The organism is Chryseobacterium indoltheticum (assembly GCF_003815915.1).
In the GTDB taxonomy this organism is placed as follows: Bacteria; Bacteroidota; Bacteroidia; order Flavobacteriales; family Weeksellaceae; genus Chryseobacterium; species Chryseobacterium indoltheticum.
The window spans coordinates 3,982,529-3,996,634 of sequence record NZ_CP033929.1 but is presented as its reverse complement, the minus strand read 5'-3'; the positions used below and the strand labels follow the sequence as shown (position 1 = coordinate 3,996,634).

The 14,106-nt window shown below is 34.8% G+C and carries 16 protein-coding genes; all 16 read left to right on the top strand.

What is annotated here, in order from left to right; all coding sequences use genetic code 11:
- Nucleotides 1-32 precede the first annotated feature (32 nt).
- The 16 genes from EG358_RS18390 to EG358_RS18315 all read left to right on the top strand — a co-directional run bounded on the left by EG358_RS18390 (nt 33) and on the right by EG358_RS18315 (nt 14,034).
- A complete protein-coding gene (locus EG358_RS18390; protein WP_083677023.1) occupies nt 33-1,361 on the top strand; it encodes a carboxylesterase family protein in 1,329 nt (442 codons plus the stop codon).
- A gap of 275 nt (nt 1,362-1,636) precedes the next feature.
- Nucleotides 1,637-2,956, top strand: coding sequence for a phenylacetate--CoA ligase family protein (locus EG358_RS18385; protein ID WP_076560112.1), 1,320 nt, complete (start codon nt 1,637-1,639; stop codon nt 2,954-2,956).
- A complete protein-coding gene (locus EG358_RS18380; protein WP_076560109.1) occupies nt 2,953-4,038 on the top strand; it encodes a 2Fe-2S iron-sulfur cluster-binding protein in 1,086 nt (361 codons plus the stop codon). Before EG358_RS18385 ends, EG358_RS18380 begins: the two co-directional genes overlap by 4 nt.
- 87 nt (nt 4,039-4,125) lie before the next feature.
- Nucleotides 4,126-5,064: a 1,2-phenylacetyl-CoA epoxidase subunit PaaA gene (gene paaA / locus EG358_RS18375; protein WP_076560107.1), complete on the top strand. Its 939-nt coding sequence runs from the start codon at nt 4,126-4,128 to the stop codon at nt 5,062-5,064.
- Between the two features lie 107 nt (nt 5,065-5,171).
- A complete protein-coding gene (paaB, locus tag EG358_RS18370) occupies nt 5,172-5,453 on the top strand; it encodes a 1,2-phenylacetyl-CoA epoxidase subunit PaaB (protein ID WP_076560105.1) in 282 nt (93 codons plus the stop codon).
- Nucleotides 5,454-5,525: 72 nt separating this feature from the next.
- Nucleotides 5,526-6,275, top strand: a complete 750-nt coding sequence (paaC, locus tag EG358_RS18365; protein WP_076560103.1) for a 1,2-phenylacetyl-CoA epoxidase subunit PaaC — start codon at nt 5,526-5,528, stop codon at nt 6,273-6,275.
- Between the two features lie 37 nt (nt 6,276-6,312).
- Nucleotides 6,313-6,840 (top strand): hypothetical protein, encoded by a 528-nt coding sequence (locus tag EG358_RS18360; protein ID WP_076560101.1) that lies wholly within the window; start codon nt 6,313-6,315, stop codon nt 6,838-6,840.
- A gap of 65 nt (nt 6,841-6,905) precedes the next feature.
- Nucleotides 6,906-7,370 carry a 1,2-phenylacetyl-CoA epoxidase subunit PaaD gene (gene paaD / locus EG358_RS18355; protein ID WP_076560099.1) on the top strand — a complete coding sequence of 155 codons (465 nt, stop codon included), beginning with the start codon at nt 6,906-6,908 and terminating at the stop codon, nt 7,368-7,370.
- Nucleotides 7,371-7,499: 129 nt separating this feature from the next.
- Nucleotides 7,500-8,300: an enoyl-CoA hydratase-related protein gene (locus tag EG358_RS18350; protein WP_076560097.1), complete on the top strand. Its 801-nt coding sequence runs from the start codon at nt 7,500-7,502 to the stop codon at nt 8,298-8,300.
- An 84-nt stretch (nt 8,301-8,384) separates the two neighbouring features.
- Complete coding sequence (locus EG358_RS18345; RefSeq protein ID WP_076560095.1) at nt 8,385-9,518, top strand: 3-hydroxyacyl-CoA dehydrogenase NAD-binding domain-containing protein; 1,134 nt, start codon at nt 8,385-8,387, stop codon at nt 9,516-9,518.
- A gap of 89 nt (nt 9,519-9,607) precedes the next feature.
- Nucleotides 9,608-9,922 (top strand): hypothetical protein, encoded by a 315-nt coding sequence (locus tag EG358_RS18340; RefSeq protein WP_076560093.1) that lies wholly within the window; start codon nt 9,608-9,610, stop codon nt 9,920-9,922.
- Between the two features lie 2 nt (nt 9,923-9,924).
- Entirely contained in the window at nt 9,925-10,338 is a 414-nt protein-coding gene (locus EG358_RS18335) for a PaaI family thioesterase (RefSeq protein ID WP_076560091.1), read from the top strand.
- 37 nt (nt 10,339-10,375) lie between these two features.
- Nucleotides 10,376-11,083 carry a DUF6624 domain-containing protein gene (locus tag EG358_RS18330; RefSeq protein ID WP_076560088.1) on the top strand — a complete coding sequence of 236 codons (708 nt, stop codon included), beginning with the start codon at nt 10,376-10,378 and terminating at the stop codon, nt 11,081-11,083.
- A 148-nt stretch (nt 11,084-11,231) separates the two neighbouring features.
- Nucleotides 11,232-12,440 (top strand): 3-oxoadipyl-CoA thiolase, encoded by a 1,209-nt coding sequence (gene pcaF / locus EG358_RS18325; protein ID WP_076560086.1) that lies wholly within the window; start codon nt 11,232-11,234, stop codon nt 12,438-12,440.
- Nucleotides 12,441-12,593: 153 nt separating this feature from the next.
- Nucleotides 12,594-13,187: an acyltransferase gene (locus tag EG358_RS18320; protein ID WP_076560084.1), complete on the top strand. Its 594-nt coding sequence runs from the start codon at nt 12,594-12,596 to the stop codon at nt 13,185-13,187.
- Nucleotides 13,188-13,206: 19 nt separating this feature from the next.
- Entirely contained in the window at nt 13,207-14,034 is an 828-nt protein-coding gene (locus tag EG358_RS18315) for an alpha/beta hydrolase (RefSeq protein ID WP_076560083.1), read from the top strand.
- Nucleotides 14,035-14,106 lie beyond the last annotated feature (72 nt).

Here is a 14,106-nt window from a genome sequence, read left to right as displayed (position 1 = left end):
TATAAATAAATTTAAAGTCTATTGCGAAAACGATGACGGCAAATCGAAATAATACATATGCTTTTCGGGCACCTTTTGGAAAAATTTTAGCTTTTAGAGAAAACGGAATATTAAAAGCTAAAAACATTCGCTATGCGTATTCTGAAAGATTCAAAAAGCCAATTGCTGTACAGCCTTCAGATTCGGAAATTATTTTTCCTGAAAAAACTCCCGTTTGTCCGCAAAATATCAGCCCACTTCTTGAAAAAATGATTGGTAAAACCAATTTAGATGATTTTGAAGTGGATGAATCTCCCCAATATATTTCCATTTTTCGCCCTGAAAATTTTAATGAAAACGAAGAACTTTCTGTCATTGTATGGATTCATGGAGGTTCGTACGAAATAGGTTGTGGTGATCTTCCAACAGCAGATCCTACAGATTGGGTAAAAGACCAAAACATCATCATCGTTACCATTTCTTACCGTTTAGGAATTTTCGGATTTTTGGGAGGTAACGAAGAAAAACCAGCCAATTTAGGTTTGTTTGATTTAATCGAAGCTTTGAAATGGATTAAAAATAATATAGAATATTTTGGTGGAGATTCAGAAAATATCACTCTTTTTGGGCAGTCTTCTGGTGGCGATGCAATTGCTCATCTTATGATTTCAGAAGGAACTGAAGGTTTATTTAAAAGAGTGATTATTCACAGTGCTCCTTTAGGTTTAAGAAAAAACCGGCAAAAAATGTCAGCTGAATTTCTAAAAAACACTCAAATTTTTAACGAAAAATCTGATGCTCTGGAAATTATTGAAAACTATAAAAATTGTACGCCTTCTTTTCTAAAATACGGATTAAAAGCTGCAATGCCTTTCGGAACACAATATGGTTTTCCGCCTTTGTGTAATGAAGGTGAAGCAGAAGAAAGATGGAGACACAAAGCAAAAGAAGTAGATGTTCTAATTGGTTTGAATGATGAAGAAACTTCTTTTTATCTGAAAACTTCCGATATTATAAATAAATATTTTCCTGCAAAAATTTTGAACAGAGCAATTCGCACGACTACGGAAATTATTTATGGAAAACCCGCAAAAGACTTTGCTGAAAACTATGCGCAAAACGGAGGAAATGTTTATTTGTTCAGAATTCATCCCCGTTTGAAAATAGCCAATCATTTTTTAGGAGCACATGCAATTGATTTACCTCTCATTTTCGGAAACGAATCTGCATGGAAGTCTTCCGGAATTTTAAAAAATATTCCTTGGAAATACATTGATGAAAACGGAAGAAAATTAAGAAAGCTCTGGACCGAATTTGCTCAATACGGAAAGATTTCAGATGATTCAGAAAGACCGGAAATTCTTGAAATTTATAAAGTTTAATTTTTCCACTAAACTTCATTTCATTCATAAAAACAAACTTTGTAAACACTCTTTATGCAGCTTTTTTGTCATTCTGACGAACGAAGAATCTCAACCTTTTATCACGAGATTCTTCAAAAGACTTCGTTCATTCTGAATGATAAGTTCGACGCAAACATTTGTCTCAACCTCAGCCTCAAGTAATTTAGAATCATTCAAAATATGACGAAAATCATAAAAATTTTGTCATGTTCCAAATTCTTTTTAAATTTACACCTAACAAATGTTAGTTAGTAATGGAGTTTGATGTTGAATATCTAAGTCTTAATGAATTGAGAGCTCTTCAGTCCGAGAGATTGAAGAATTTGGTTGTATATCTTGAAGAGAAATCAGATTTTTATACAAGAAAATTTGATGAATTAGGAATATCAACTGAGGAAATAAGGACAATTGAAGATATTACAAAGCTTCCGATTACTTACAAACAGGATTTAAGAGACAATTATCCGTTCGGATTATTTACTGTTCCGAAAGATGAATTACAAAGAATTCATTGTTCAAGCGGAACAACAGGAAAACCGACGGTTGTAGGATATACAAAAGAAGATGTTGATTTATTCAGTGAAGTGGTAGCAAGATCGTTGAATGCAGCCGGAGCAAAACCGGGAATGCAGTTACACAACGCCTATGGATATGGAATTTTCACTGGCGGACTTGGACTTCATTACGGAGCAGAAAAATTAGGGATGAGCGTTCTTCCAATTTCAGGAGGAATGACAACGAGACAGGTTGATTTAATTATAGATTTTAAACCTGAAGTTATTTGTTGTTCGCCGTCTTACGCTTTAACAATCGCTGATGAATTTGCGAAAAGAGGGATCTCAGCAGACGAAATCAGTTTAAAATATGCCGTTTTAGGTTCAGAACCGTGGACGGAGATTATCAGACATCATATTGAAGAAAGATTAGGCGTTCATGCAACCAATATTTATGGTTTAAGCGAAATTATCGGACCCGGAGTTTCGATGGAAGATTTTGAAGAGAAAGGAGGTTCTTACATTTGGGAAGATCATTTTTATCCTGAAATTTTAGATCCGATCACAAAACAGCCGGTTCCTTTCGGGGAAGAAGGAGTTTTAGTAATCACAACTTTAACTAAAAAAGCAATGCCACTTTTACGATATTGGACGAATGATATCACGAGTCTTTATTATGAAGAAAACTCAAAAAGAACCATGGTTAAAATGAAACCAATTCTTGGAAGAGCTGATGATATGTTGATTGTAAGAGGCGTAAATGTATATCCAAGTCAGATTGAAGAAGCATTTTCTCATGTAGAAGGTGTGGTTCCGAATTATTATTTAACACCGATTGAGAAAGAGCAAATGTGTGTTGCCCTTGATATAGATTTGGAAATTGATGATGAATTTGTGAAAGCCAAACAAATTGAAATTAATACCGATGATTATGCTATTTTTGTCGGAAACTTTGGAAAAAGTATAGAAAACGAAATAAAAAAACGAGTAGGAATCACCACGAAAGTGAAAATTCATGCTCAAGACAGTTTGCCTAAGTGCGAAGGTGGAAAAATTAATAGAATACTAAAAACAAAATGAATTCATTTTATAAATTAAAAACGGTAAGGGTTCAGAAAGATACCGACGATGCAGTGAATGTAGCCGTTGAAATTCCTGAGGAACTGAAAGATAAATTCAGATTCAAGCAGGGGCAGTATCTTAACTTCCGAATGATGATCGACGGAAACGAAGAAAGGCGTTCTTATTCTATCTGCAATGCTCCAAGTGAAAAAAGCAACACGCTGGAAGTATTGGTGAAATTATTGGAAAACGGAAAAGTTTCTGGTTATTTCAACGAACATCTTCACATGGATGAAGTCCTGGAAGTGATGCCTCCGATGGGCGGTTTCAATACGTCTTATCACCCGACAAACGTAAAAACTTACATTGGTTTGGCGGCAGGAAGCGGAATTTCTCCGGTGTTGTCAAATATTAAAGAAAGTCTTTACCAAGAGCCGAATTCAAACGCTTATCTGTTCTACAGCAACAGAAGCATGAATCACGTAATGAAAAAGGCTGAAATTGATAAATTGGTCGAAACTTTTAATGGAAGACTGAAAGTTGTTTATTTAGTAAGCCGTGAGCAGCATGAAGACCCGATTTTTGAAGGTAGAATTTCTCCTGAAAAATTAGATTTATTATTTGAAAGATATGCAGATATCGATGTTAGAGAATCAACATTCTTCATTTGTGGACCTTCAGAGATGATAAAAGGCATCGCTGATTATTTAAAGAAAGAGAAAAAAGTACCTGCTATTCAGGTTTTATTTGAATATTTCACTGCTCCTGACGAAGAAAATTCGGAGGAGATGAGCGATGAATTCAAGGCAATTGCCAATTTAGAAAGTATGGTAACAGTCATTATTGATGATGATGAATATTCGTTCCACCTTAATTCTAAAAAAGAGAGTATCTTAGATAAAGCATTGAAAGACAATCTTCCCGTACCTTTTGCCTGCAAAGGAGGAGTTTGTTGTACGTGTAAAGCGCAAGTGTTGGAAGGAGAAGTTTTCATGGAGAAAAACTACGCACTTACCGAAGATGAGGTAGCCAGAGGTTACGTTCTGACGTGTCAATGTCACCCGACAACGAATGTGGTGATGCTTAATTATGATGTATAATTAAATTAATGTAACAATATATCAATTTACCAGTGTAACAATCATTGGTAAATTGCTAGACTGATACATTGCTAAATTGGAAAAATTATGGATTTAGAAAAATTTGTACAATACGTACACGACGAAAATAAAGTAGAACCAAAAGATGTAATGCCCGATGATTACAGAAAGCTATTGGTTCGTCAGATTTCACAGCACGCGCATTCTGAGATTGTCGGAATGTTGCCGGAAGCCAACTGGATTTCCAGAGCACCTTCATTGAGAAGAAAAATGGCTCTTTTAGCTAAAGTTCAGGATGAAGCGGGTCACGGTTTATACTTGTATTCTGCAACTGAAACTTTAGGAAACGGAACCATCAGAGCTGACAGAGACGCAACTTACGAAGATATGTTGGAAGGAAAAGCAAAATATTCAAGTATTTTCAACTATCCTACATTAAGCTGGGCAGATATCGGTGCGATCGGTTGGTTGGTTGATGGTGCTGCAATAATGAATCAGGTAATGTTGATGGGAAATTCTTATGGTCCTTATTCAAGAGCGATGGTAAAAATCTGTAAAGAAGAATCTTTCCACCAAAGACAAGGTTATGAGATTTTGATGGCACTTTGCCGTGGAACAAAACAGCAGAAAGAAATGGCTCAGGCTTCGTTAAATCGTTTCTGGTGGCCGGCTTTAATGATGTTTGGTCCAAATGATGACAGTTCGCCAAACTCTAAAATCTCTATGAATTACAGAGTGAAAAGAGAAAGTAACGACAGTCTTCGTCAGAGATTTATCGATGTTACGGTTTCTCAGGCTGAATTCTTAGGATTAACCATTCCAGACAAAGATTTGAAATGGAATGAAGAAAGACAGCATTACGATTTCGGAGAGCTTCCTTGGGATGAATTCATGACTATCTTAAAAGGAAACGGACCTTGTAACAAGAAAAGATTACAGACAAAAGTGAAAGCGCAACAAGAAAACCTTTGGGTGAAAGAAGCGGCTGCAGCTTTTGCAGAGAAACAGGAAAAAATTTCAATGTAACAATATACCAATGTAAAAATGTAACAATCAATTTGTCATGCTGAGCTTGTCGAAGCATCTCAATTGGTAAATTGTTAGACTGATACATTGTTAAATTAATTTTATTTATGACAAATTTAGATATGTGGGAAGTGTTTATTCAGACTAAACCGGGATTATCTCACAAACACGTTGGAATTGTACAGGCACCAACAGCAGAAATGGCTTTGCAGAACGCAAGAGACGTTTATACAAGAAGAAAAGAAGGAACTTCTGTTTGGGTAGTTCCAAGTAAATATATTGTGACTTCAGAAGGAATTGATAAAGAAGCTTTCTTTGATCCGGCTGATGACAAATTGTACCGGCACCCGACGTTTTACGATATTCCAAACGATGTAAAAAATATGTAATAAAAGAAGTTAGAAGTTAGATTCTAGAATTTAGTCTAATTTCTAACCTCTAATTTCTAAATTCTATAAAAAATGAACCCATTATATAATTATTTATTAAAATTAGCGGACGACAGTTTCATCATGGGACAGCGTTTGTCTGCTTGGTGCGGTGAAGGTCCTTATTTGGAGGAAGATATTGCATTGACAAACATCGCTTTGGACGAACTTGGACAGGCAAATAACTTCTACGTTTATGCCTCAAGAGTTGCCGATAACGGTAAAAGTGAAGATGATTTGGCATTTTTAAGATACGAACATGAATATCTGAATGCCCATTTAACCGAGCTTCCAAATGAAGATTATGCACAGACAATTCTTAAAGTGTATGTTTTTTCTGTGTATCAGAAATTAATGTACGAAGCATTGTCAAATTCTGCAGATGAAGAACTTTCTGCTCTTGCTCAAAAATCTTTGAAAGAAGTGAGATACCACTATACTCACGCTGCATCTTGGATGAAAATTTTCGCTCAGGGAACTGATGAAAGTAAAAATCGTTTGGTAAAAGCCATCGAAAATGTTTGGGAGTACACAAAAGGCTTATTTGCAAAAGTAGAAGGAGAAGATGATTTAATTGCTTTAAATATCACTCCGAATGTTGATGAATTGTACAATCAGTTTATCTCGATCACAGAAAAAGATTTTGCAGATTTTGGATTAGAATATCCGACAGATCATTTCATGCAGCCAAAATCAAGAACAGGATACCACACCGAATATTTCGGATTTATGCTTTGTGAATTGCAGTATATGCAGAGAGCGTATCCGGGATGTACGTGGTAGTTTTACCGGCTTGTGAGGTTTGAAATAATTTATTAAAATGGTTATATCAAAAGAGATCAAAGAGGGTTTGAATACAATTCTTAATGAAGCGGCAATAATTAATATTGAGTTTAATGAAATCGAAAATTATATATGCTGCAAATTCGATCTTTTAAGAGAAAGTGACAATGAAACTCCAAATATTACAAATTTTAAGTTTGAAAATGTTTTTAGATTTGTTGCAAAATATTCTGAGAAAGCAGGAAATATTATAAAAGTAAAAAAAATTACGCCAAATGAAATTTCAAGTTACGTTGACAAATTTATAAATAAAGATATCTATGGATGGAATTTTATAAACGTAGAAAAGTCAAATTTTAATTTTAAGAATTGCAGCTTTGATTATATAAAATGTCAGAGTTATGATAACCACGATTCAATTGAATTATTTCAAGAGGATCTTAATGAAGATATTGAGATGAAAATTTGGTTTGAGAAATTTGAGATTTATAATGAATTATATCAAAAAATAAATATTGAGGATTTAATTTTAAAACAGAATAAAATTTGGGATTCTATTTTTTGAATTGCACTTTTAAAATTAGTAATCTTTAGTAGTAAGATTAATATAAACTTTCACATTAGAAAAGATTGAAAAATCCTTTAGAAATATTAGAACTCGTTCCCGATCCGGAAATTCCGGTAATCAATATCGTGGAATTGGGCATTGTAAGAGAAGCTAAAGTTACGAGCGATAATTCTTGTGAAGTAACGATTACGCCGACTTATTCTGCCTGTCCCGCTATGTTTACCATCGAGGAAGACATCATCAAATTGATGAAAGAAAACGGTTGGAATGCAAAAGTGGTTACCAAAATGTTTCCGATTTGGACGACAGATTGGTTGACAGATGAAGCGAGAGAAAAACTCCGTGTGTACGGAATTTCACCTCCCGAAAAAGGAGCCGACGAACATCACATCGGGAAACCGAAAAAATGTCCTCGTTGTGGTTCGATGAATTCAAAACAAATAAGCAGGTTTGGGTCTACTTTGTGTAAGGCTTCGTATCAATGCTTAGACTGTTTAGAGCCTTTTGATTATTTTAAATGCCACTAGATTAATGTAACAATTTAGCAATGTAAAAATGTAACAATTTTGAATGCGGCAAATATTGTTAGACTGGTAAACTGATACATTGCTACATTTTTATGCGTAAATTTACATTAATTATAAAAAAATAAAACTATGTACACACAACTCGATATTGAGTCACATTTTGACGGAAAGCTGAAAATTGCTTACCTCAATCAGCCTGAAACGATGAATGCGCTTACAAAGCCATCTTTGGGAGATCTAAAAGATTTTATAAAAGAATGCAGTGATGATCCTACGGTAAGATGTGTAGCGATTTCAGGAAGAGGAAGAGCTTTTTGCTCAGGTCAAAACTTAGATGATGCTTTCGTACAAGGCAACGACCATCATGATGACGATATTATCAGAAGAATTGTGACGGATTATTACAATCCTTTGGTACTCGAAATTACACGTTGCAAAAAACCTGTTGTGGCTTTGGTCAATGGTCCTGCTGTTGGAGCTGGAGCAATGTTGGCTTTAATATGTGACTTTGTTTTAGCTAATAATAAAGCATATTTTTCTCAGGCATTTTCAAATATTGGGTTAATTCCTGATACGGGAGGTACTTATTTCTTGCCTAAATTATTGGGAAGACAACTAGCAAACTATTTAGCATTTACTGGCAAAAAATTATCAGCTGAAGAATCAAAATCGTATGGTTTGATTGCTGAGGTTTTCACGGAGGAAGAATTCAATTCAAAATCAATGGAAATTTTAGAAAAAGTATCAAATATGCCAACTGTTGGTTTAAAATTAACCAAAAAAGCCTTCGCCCATTCTTACAACAACACTTTGAAAGAACAGTTGGAACTGGAAGGAGATTTACAGCAGGTAGCTGCCGAAACAGAAGATTTCAAAGAAGGGGTACAAGCCTTTTTACAAAAAAGAAAACCTGAATATAAAGGGAAATAAGAATTATAGAATTTAGATATTAGAGGTTAGAAATTAGTATTAATCTAACTTCTAACTTCTAACTTCTAACATCTATAAAAAAATATGAACGTAGGAATTATCGGTGCCGGAACTATGGGAATTGGTATCGCACAAGTAGCCGCAACGAACGGATGCAAAGTTTGGGTCTATGACGCCAATGCAAAACAAGTAGAAACGGCAACCGTAGGTTTGGAAAAAACATTGACCAGATTGGTTGATAAGCAGAAAATTTCTTCAGAAAAAATGGTTGAAATTTTATCTAATATTTCCATCGCTACAGAACTGAAGGACTTTAAAGATTGTGAATTAATCATTGAAGCCATCATCGAAAATAAAGAAATTAAAACCAAAGTCTTCACAGAATTAGAGAAACACGTTTCAGAAAGCTGTGTGATTGGTTCCAATACATCATCTATTTCCATTACCTCTCTTGGTGCGGAATTACAAAAACCGGAACGTTTTATCGGAATTCACTTTTTCAATCCGGCTCCTTTGATGCCTTTAGTTGAGATTATTCCATCTCTCCTTACAGAAAAATCTTTAGCCGAAAAAATGTACAACCTCATGAAAGATTGGGGTAAAACTCCCGTTATTGCAAAGGATATTCCCGGATTTATTGTTAATAGGATTGCTCGCCCTTACTATGGGGAAGGCTTGAGAATCGTTGAAGAAAACATCGCAACGGTAGAACAGGTTGATGATGCCATGAAGACAATTGGAAACTTCAAAATGGGACCTTTTGAATTAATGGATTTAATTGGTGTTGATGTGAATTTTTCGGTAACAAAAACAGTTTACAACGAATATTTCTACGACCCCAAATACAAACCATCTCTTCTTCAGCAAAGAATGTCTGAAGCAAAACTTCATGGCAGAAAAACAGGAAAAGGCTTTTATGATTATTCTGAAGGCGCCGAAAAACCTGTTGCTCAAAAAGAAGAGACTCTTTATCAACAAATATTTTTAAGAATTATTTCGATGCTAATCAATGAAGCGGTTGAAGCAAAAAGATTAGGTGTTGCAAACGATGAAGATCTTGAATTAGCCATGCAAAAAGGTGTAAACTATCCAAAAGGATTATTGGCTTGGGGAAAAGAAATCGGATATGCAAAAATCTCTGAAACCCTGCAAAATCTTTACGAAGAATATCAGGAAGAAAGATACAGACAAAGCCCGTTGCTACGTAAATTGAATTAGACAATTTGAAAATGTGCTAATTTGAAAATTGATTAACACAGGTTTCCATTTTCAAATTCTCAAATTTATTTCATTTTCAAATTAATATTATGGATATAGATGGATTCAGAGCCGAATTGGAAACAAGGCTTCTCATTGAAAAAGAATATTTAATTCAGGAACTTTCTTCAATAAATGATGATAAGAAAAAGCTTGATTTATTAGGAAGATTTAATGAAAAATATAAAGAGCTTATCAAAAGATTAGCTGTTGAAAATGGCATTGATTTAAATGCTCTTTATCCAACCGAAAACCCATCAAACTCAGAAAATCTTTCAAACCAACAGATAATTCTTGGTAAAACCATGAGCGTTTACGATAAATTGGCTGATGAATTATATGAAAAATTAACAAGCAGAAATTAAAAATGAATCCAAGACAGGTTGCAGAATATATGTTTGATCAGGATTATTTTTCCCAATGGATGAATATCAAAATGATCGAAGTCAAAGAAAATTATTGTTTAATAGAAATGCCCATCAAAAAAGAAATGATTAATGGGTTGAAAACCGTTCACGGAGGCGTTACCTTTGCTTTTGCGGATTCCGCGTTGGCATTTTCGTCTAATAATACCGGCGATGCGGCAGTTGCTTTAAACTGCATTATTAATTTTACCAAAGCCGGGAAAGAAGGCGATGTCTTCAGAGCAGAAAGTATGCTGGTAAATGATACAAGAAAAACCGCTGTTTACGACATTAAAATTACCAATCAAAATCAAGAAATGATTGCAAAATTCGTCGGAACAGTTTATAAAATCGGAAAAAAAGTAATTGAGCTGTAAGCTCAATGTAGCAATGTAATAATTTATCAGCAATTCAATGAAAAAAAAAGGCTTTTTATTTCTCTTAATATTCGGTTTTTCAAATGCTTTTAGCCAAGCCAAAAATGAAGAACTGAAAAAAGAGCTCGACGAAATTTTAAGGTTGGATCAAACATACAGAAAACTATTTGACAATGGAATTACATCTGCCAAAAAAAGTGAAATATTAAAAAGCTTGAATATCGATGAAGAAGATTTCAAGAGTGAAGATTGGCAGCTTGTAGCGACGCAAGACAGTATCAATATTCGCAAAATTGACAAAATTATTTCAGAATATGGATATCCGGGTAAGACGCTTGTAGGAGAACCTACAAACACAGCAGCTTGGTATATCATTCAACATTCAGATAAAATTGAGAAATATTTGCCGATCATAAAAGAAGCAGAAAAGAAAGGAGAACTTCCATTCAGTTTAGTTGCCATGATGGAAGATCGTTATTTGATGGAGAATGGAAAAGAGCAAATTTATGGTACCCAAGGTCATAGCACTTATTATGAAAAAAACGGAAAAGGTTACCAAACGGAAGATATTATTTGGCCGATAAAAAATCCGAAAAAGATAAATGAAATCCGTAAAAAAGCAGGTTTTAGACAAACTATTGAAGAATATGCGAAGGATTTGTATGGAAAAGACTTTGTGTATAACTCGTATACTTTAGATGATATAGAAAACAACAGAATAGATGCTAAAGAAGTTACACGGTAAAAATCTTAATCAAGCAATATTCTAAAACATATTTACAAACATCAAAGTATGAGTTAAGAAATCTTTTATAAAATATTAAGTACAAGTTTAAATAAAAACCAAAGCATTTAACATTTTTATACTGTTACATTGCTAAATTAATTTAATTATGAACAACGTATACATCATAGATTACATCAGAACTCCTATTTCAAAACTAAGTGGAGGATTATCAGACGTGAGAGCCGATGATTTGGCAGCAATCGTTCTAAAAGAAATTGTTGCAAGAAACCCAGAAGTTCCCGTTGAGGAAATCGAGGATGTTATTTTCGGATGTGCTAATCAAGCGGGTGAAGATAACAGAAACGTTGCAAGAATGGGACTTTTATTGGCTGGTCTTCCGTACAAAATCGGAGGTGAAACAGTAAATAGGCTGTGTGCTTCCGGAATGTCGGCGGTTGCCAATGCTTTCCGTTCGATTGCTTCTGGAGAAGGTGAAATTTACATTGCAGGTGGAGTGGAGCATATGACGCGTTCACCTTATGTAATGTCAAAAACAAGTACGGCTTTCGGTAGAGATAGTCAGATGTTTGATACCACTTTCGGATGGAGATTTGTCAATCCGAAAATGAAAGAAATGTATGGCGTAGATGCAATGGGAGATACTGCTGAAAATTTAGCAGAAATGTACAATATCAGCCGTGAAGATCAGGATAAATTTGCTCTTTGGTCTCAGCAAAAAGCAACAAAAGCTCAGGAAAGTGGGAGATTGGCGGAAGAAATTGTAAAAGTTGAAATTCTTCAAAGAAAAGGCGATCCAAAAATTTTCGATAAAGATGAATTCATCAAGCCAACTTCTTCAATGGAAGGTTTAGGTAAATTACGCCCTGCTTTTAGAAGAGAAGGCGGAACCGTAACTGCCGGAAATGCTTCAGGAATGAATGATGGCGCTGCTGCCTTAATTTTAGCAAGCGAAGAGGCGGTAAAAAAATATGGTTTAAAACCAAAAGCTAAGATTTTAGGTTCATCTGTTGCCGGTGTTGAACCAAGAATCATGGGAATCGGTCCTGTTGAAGCGACTCAAAAATTATTAAAAAGACTGAATCTTTCATTGGAAGATATGGATGTTATTGAATTGAATGAAGCTTTTGCTGCTCAATCTTTAGCCGTAACAAGAAGTTTAGGGTTGAAAGATGACGATTCAAGAATAAATCCAAACGGAGGAGCGATCGCGATCGGTCATCCACTTGGCGTTTCGGGAGCGAGAATCATCGGTTCTGCCGCAATGGAACTTCAAAAACAGGATAAAAAATATGCATTGTGTACCCTTTGTATCGGTGTCGGACAAGGCTATGCAATGGTAATTGAAAAAGTATAACTTTTTCAATAATGTAACAATTTGCTGATGTACCAATATAACAATTTACCGATGTAACAATATTTTTAGCCTTGTCATGCTGAGCTTGTCGAAGCATCTATTGGTAAACTGTTAGATTGATACATTGTTAAATTAATTTTTTATTAAAAAATTATGAATATTTACTCATATCACGGCATTCGCCCTATCATAAAACCTTCCGCTTACGTTCATCCACAAGCGGTGATTATCGGAAATGTAGAGATCGGCGAAGAAGTTTATATCGGCCCCAATGCGGTTATCCGTGGCGACTGGGGAAAAATTATCATCAAAGACCGTGCAAATGTTCAGGAAAACTGTACACTTCACGTTTTTCCCGGTATTGAAACGATTTTAGAAGAATCTGCACACATCGGTCATGGTGCAATCATTCACTCCGGACACATCGGTAAAAACTGTTTGGTTGGAATGAATGCTGTTGTGATGGATAAAGCGGTAATCGGTGACGAATGTATTATCGGTGCATTGGCTTTTGTTCCTGCTAATTTCAGATGTGAAGCTAGAAAATTAATTGTGGGTAGTCCCGCAAAGATTATCCGTGATGTTTCCGATGAAATGATTAAATGGAAAACAGAAGGCACAAAACTTTATCAGGAATTGGCGAGGGAAGGAAAAGATGCAATTCTACCTTGTGAACCATTTACAGAATATGTTCAGCAGATTCCTACGAAAGTTGTTGATTACAGCATTTGGGATGATGTGAAATAATTCAACCTTAAAATTTAATATGATTAAAAATATTCTTATTTTCTGCAGTATTTTGTTTGCATTTCAAAGTATGGTTTTTGCCCAGACTGAAAATGTAAAACCATTGACTATTGGAGAAATCAGAACCATAAAGTCTAAGATTTTAAACGAAGATAGAGTTCTTAACATCTATCTTCCACAAGGCTTTGATAAAACAAAATCCTACCCAATTATCTATTTGTTGGATGGAAGCATGAATGAAGATTTTATTCACGTTACAGGATTGGTGCAATTCTTTAATCAAATGTATTCTATGCCGGAAACAATTGTGGTGGGAATTGCCAATATTGACAGAAAGAAAGATTTCACTTTTCATACTGATTTAAAAGATTTACAGAAGGATTATCCTACAACGGGGCATTCAGATAAATTTATCAGTTTTTTGGAGAAAGAATTAAAACCGTATATAGAAGGTCAGTTTAAAACAACCGATACGTACATCTTTGGTCAATCTCTTGGGGGACTTTTAGCAACAGAAATTTTGTTGAAGAGACCTGAAATGTTTAATAATTATTTTATCATCAGTCCAAGTTTGTGGTGGGATGATGAAAGTCTTCTAAAACAAGCTCCTCAATTGTTAACTAAAATTCCCGATACAAAGAAATTTATTTATGTTTCTGTCGGAAAAGGTGAGCATCCTGTGATGATAAAAGATGCCGAAAGTTTAGATAATATTCTGAAAAAATCAAACAAGAAAAACTGGACGGTAGAATATAAAATGATGGAAACAGACAACCATGCAACCATTCTTCACAGAAGCTTGTATGAAGGTTTAGTGAAATTGTTTCCTTATCAGGAACCGAAATAAATAAATGTAACAATATACAAATGTAAAAATCTAACAATAATGTCGTTATGTAATGCTGAGCCTGTCGAAGCA

Bases quoted from the DNA above. Each gene is read 5' to 3' on its own strand.
- EG358_RS18390 (WP_083677023.1), top strand. From the start codon at position 33: ATGACGGCAAATCGAAATAATACATATGCTTTTCGGGCACCTTTTGGA.
- EG358_RS18385 (WP_076560112.1), top strand. From the start codon at position 1,637: ATGGAGTTTGATGTTGAATATCTAAGTCTTAATGAATTGAGAGCTCTT.
- EG358_RS18380 (WP_076560109.1), top strand. From the start codon at position 2,953: ATGAATTCATTTTATAAATTAAAAACGGTAAGGGTTCAGAAAGATACC.
- paaA (WP_076560107.1), top strand. From the start codon at position 4,126: ATGGATTTAGAAAAATTTGTACAATACGTACACGACGAAAATAAAGTA.
- paaB (WP_076560105.1), top strand. From the start codon at position 5,172: ATGACAAATTTAGATATGTGGGAAGTGTTTATTCAGACTAAACCGGGA.
- paaC (WP_076560103.1), top strand. From the start codon at position 5,526: ATGAACCCATTATATAATTATTTATTAAAATTAGCGGACGACAGTTTC.
- EG358_RS18360 (WP_076560101.1), top strand. From the start codon at position 6,313: ATGGTTATATCAAAAGAGATCAAAGAGGGTTTGAATACAATTCTTAAT.
- EG358_RS18350 (WP_076560097.1), top strand. From the start codon at position 7,500: ATGTACACACAACTCGATATTGAGTCACATTTTGACGGAAAGCTGAAA.
- EG358_RS18345 (WP_076560095.1), top strand. From the start codon at position 8,385: ATGAACGTAGGAATTATCGGTGCCGGAACTATGGGAATTGGTATCGCA.
- EG358_RS18340 (WP_076560093.1), top strand. From the start codon at position 9,608: ATGGATATAGATGGATTCAGAGCCGAATTGGAAACAAGGCTTCTCATT.
- EG358_RS18335 (WP_076560091.1), top strand. From the start codon at position 9,925: ATGAATCCAAGACAGGTTGCAGAATATATGTTTGATCAGGATTATTTT.
- EG358_RS18330 (WP_076560088.1), top strand. From the start codon at position 10,376: ATGAAAAAAAAAGGCTTTTTATTTCTCTTAATATTCGGTTTTTCAAAT.
- pcaF (WP_076560086.1), top strand. From the start codon at position 11,232: ATGAACAACGTATACATCATAGATTACATCAGAACTCCTATTTCAAAA.
- EG358_RS18320 (WP_076560084.1), top strand. From the start codon at position 12,594: ATGAATATTTACTCATATCACGGCATTCGCCCTATCATAAAACCTTCC.
- EG358_RS18315 (WP_076560083.1), top strand. From the start codon at position 13,207: ATGATTAAAAATATTCTTATTTTCTGCAGTATTTTGTTTGCATTTCAA.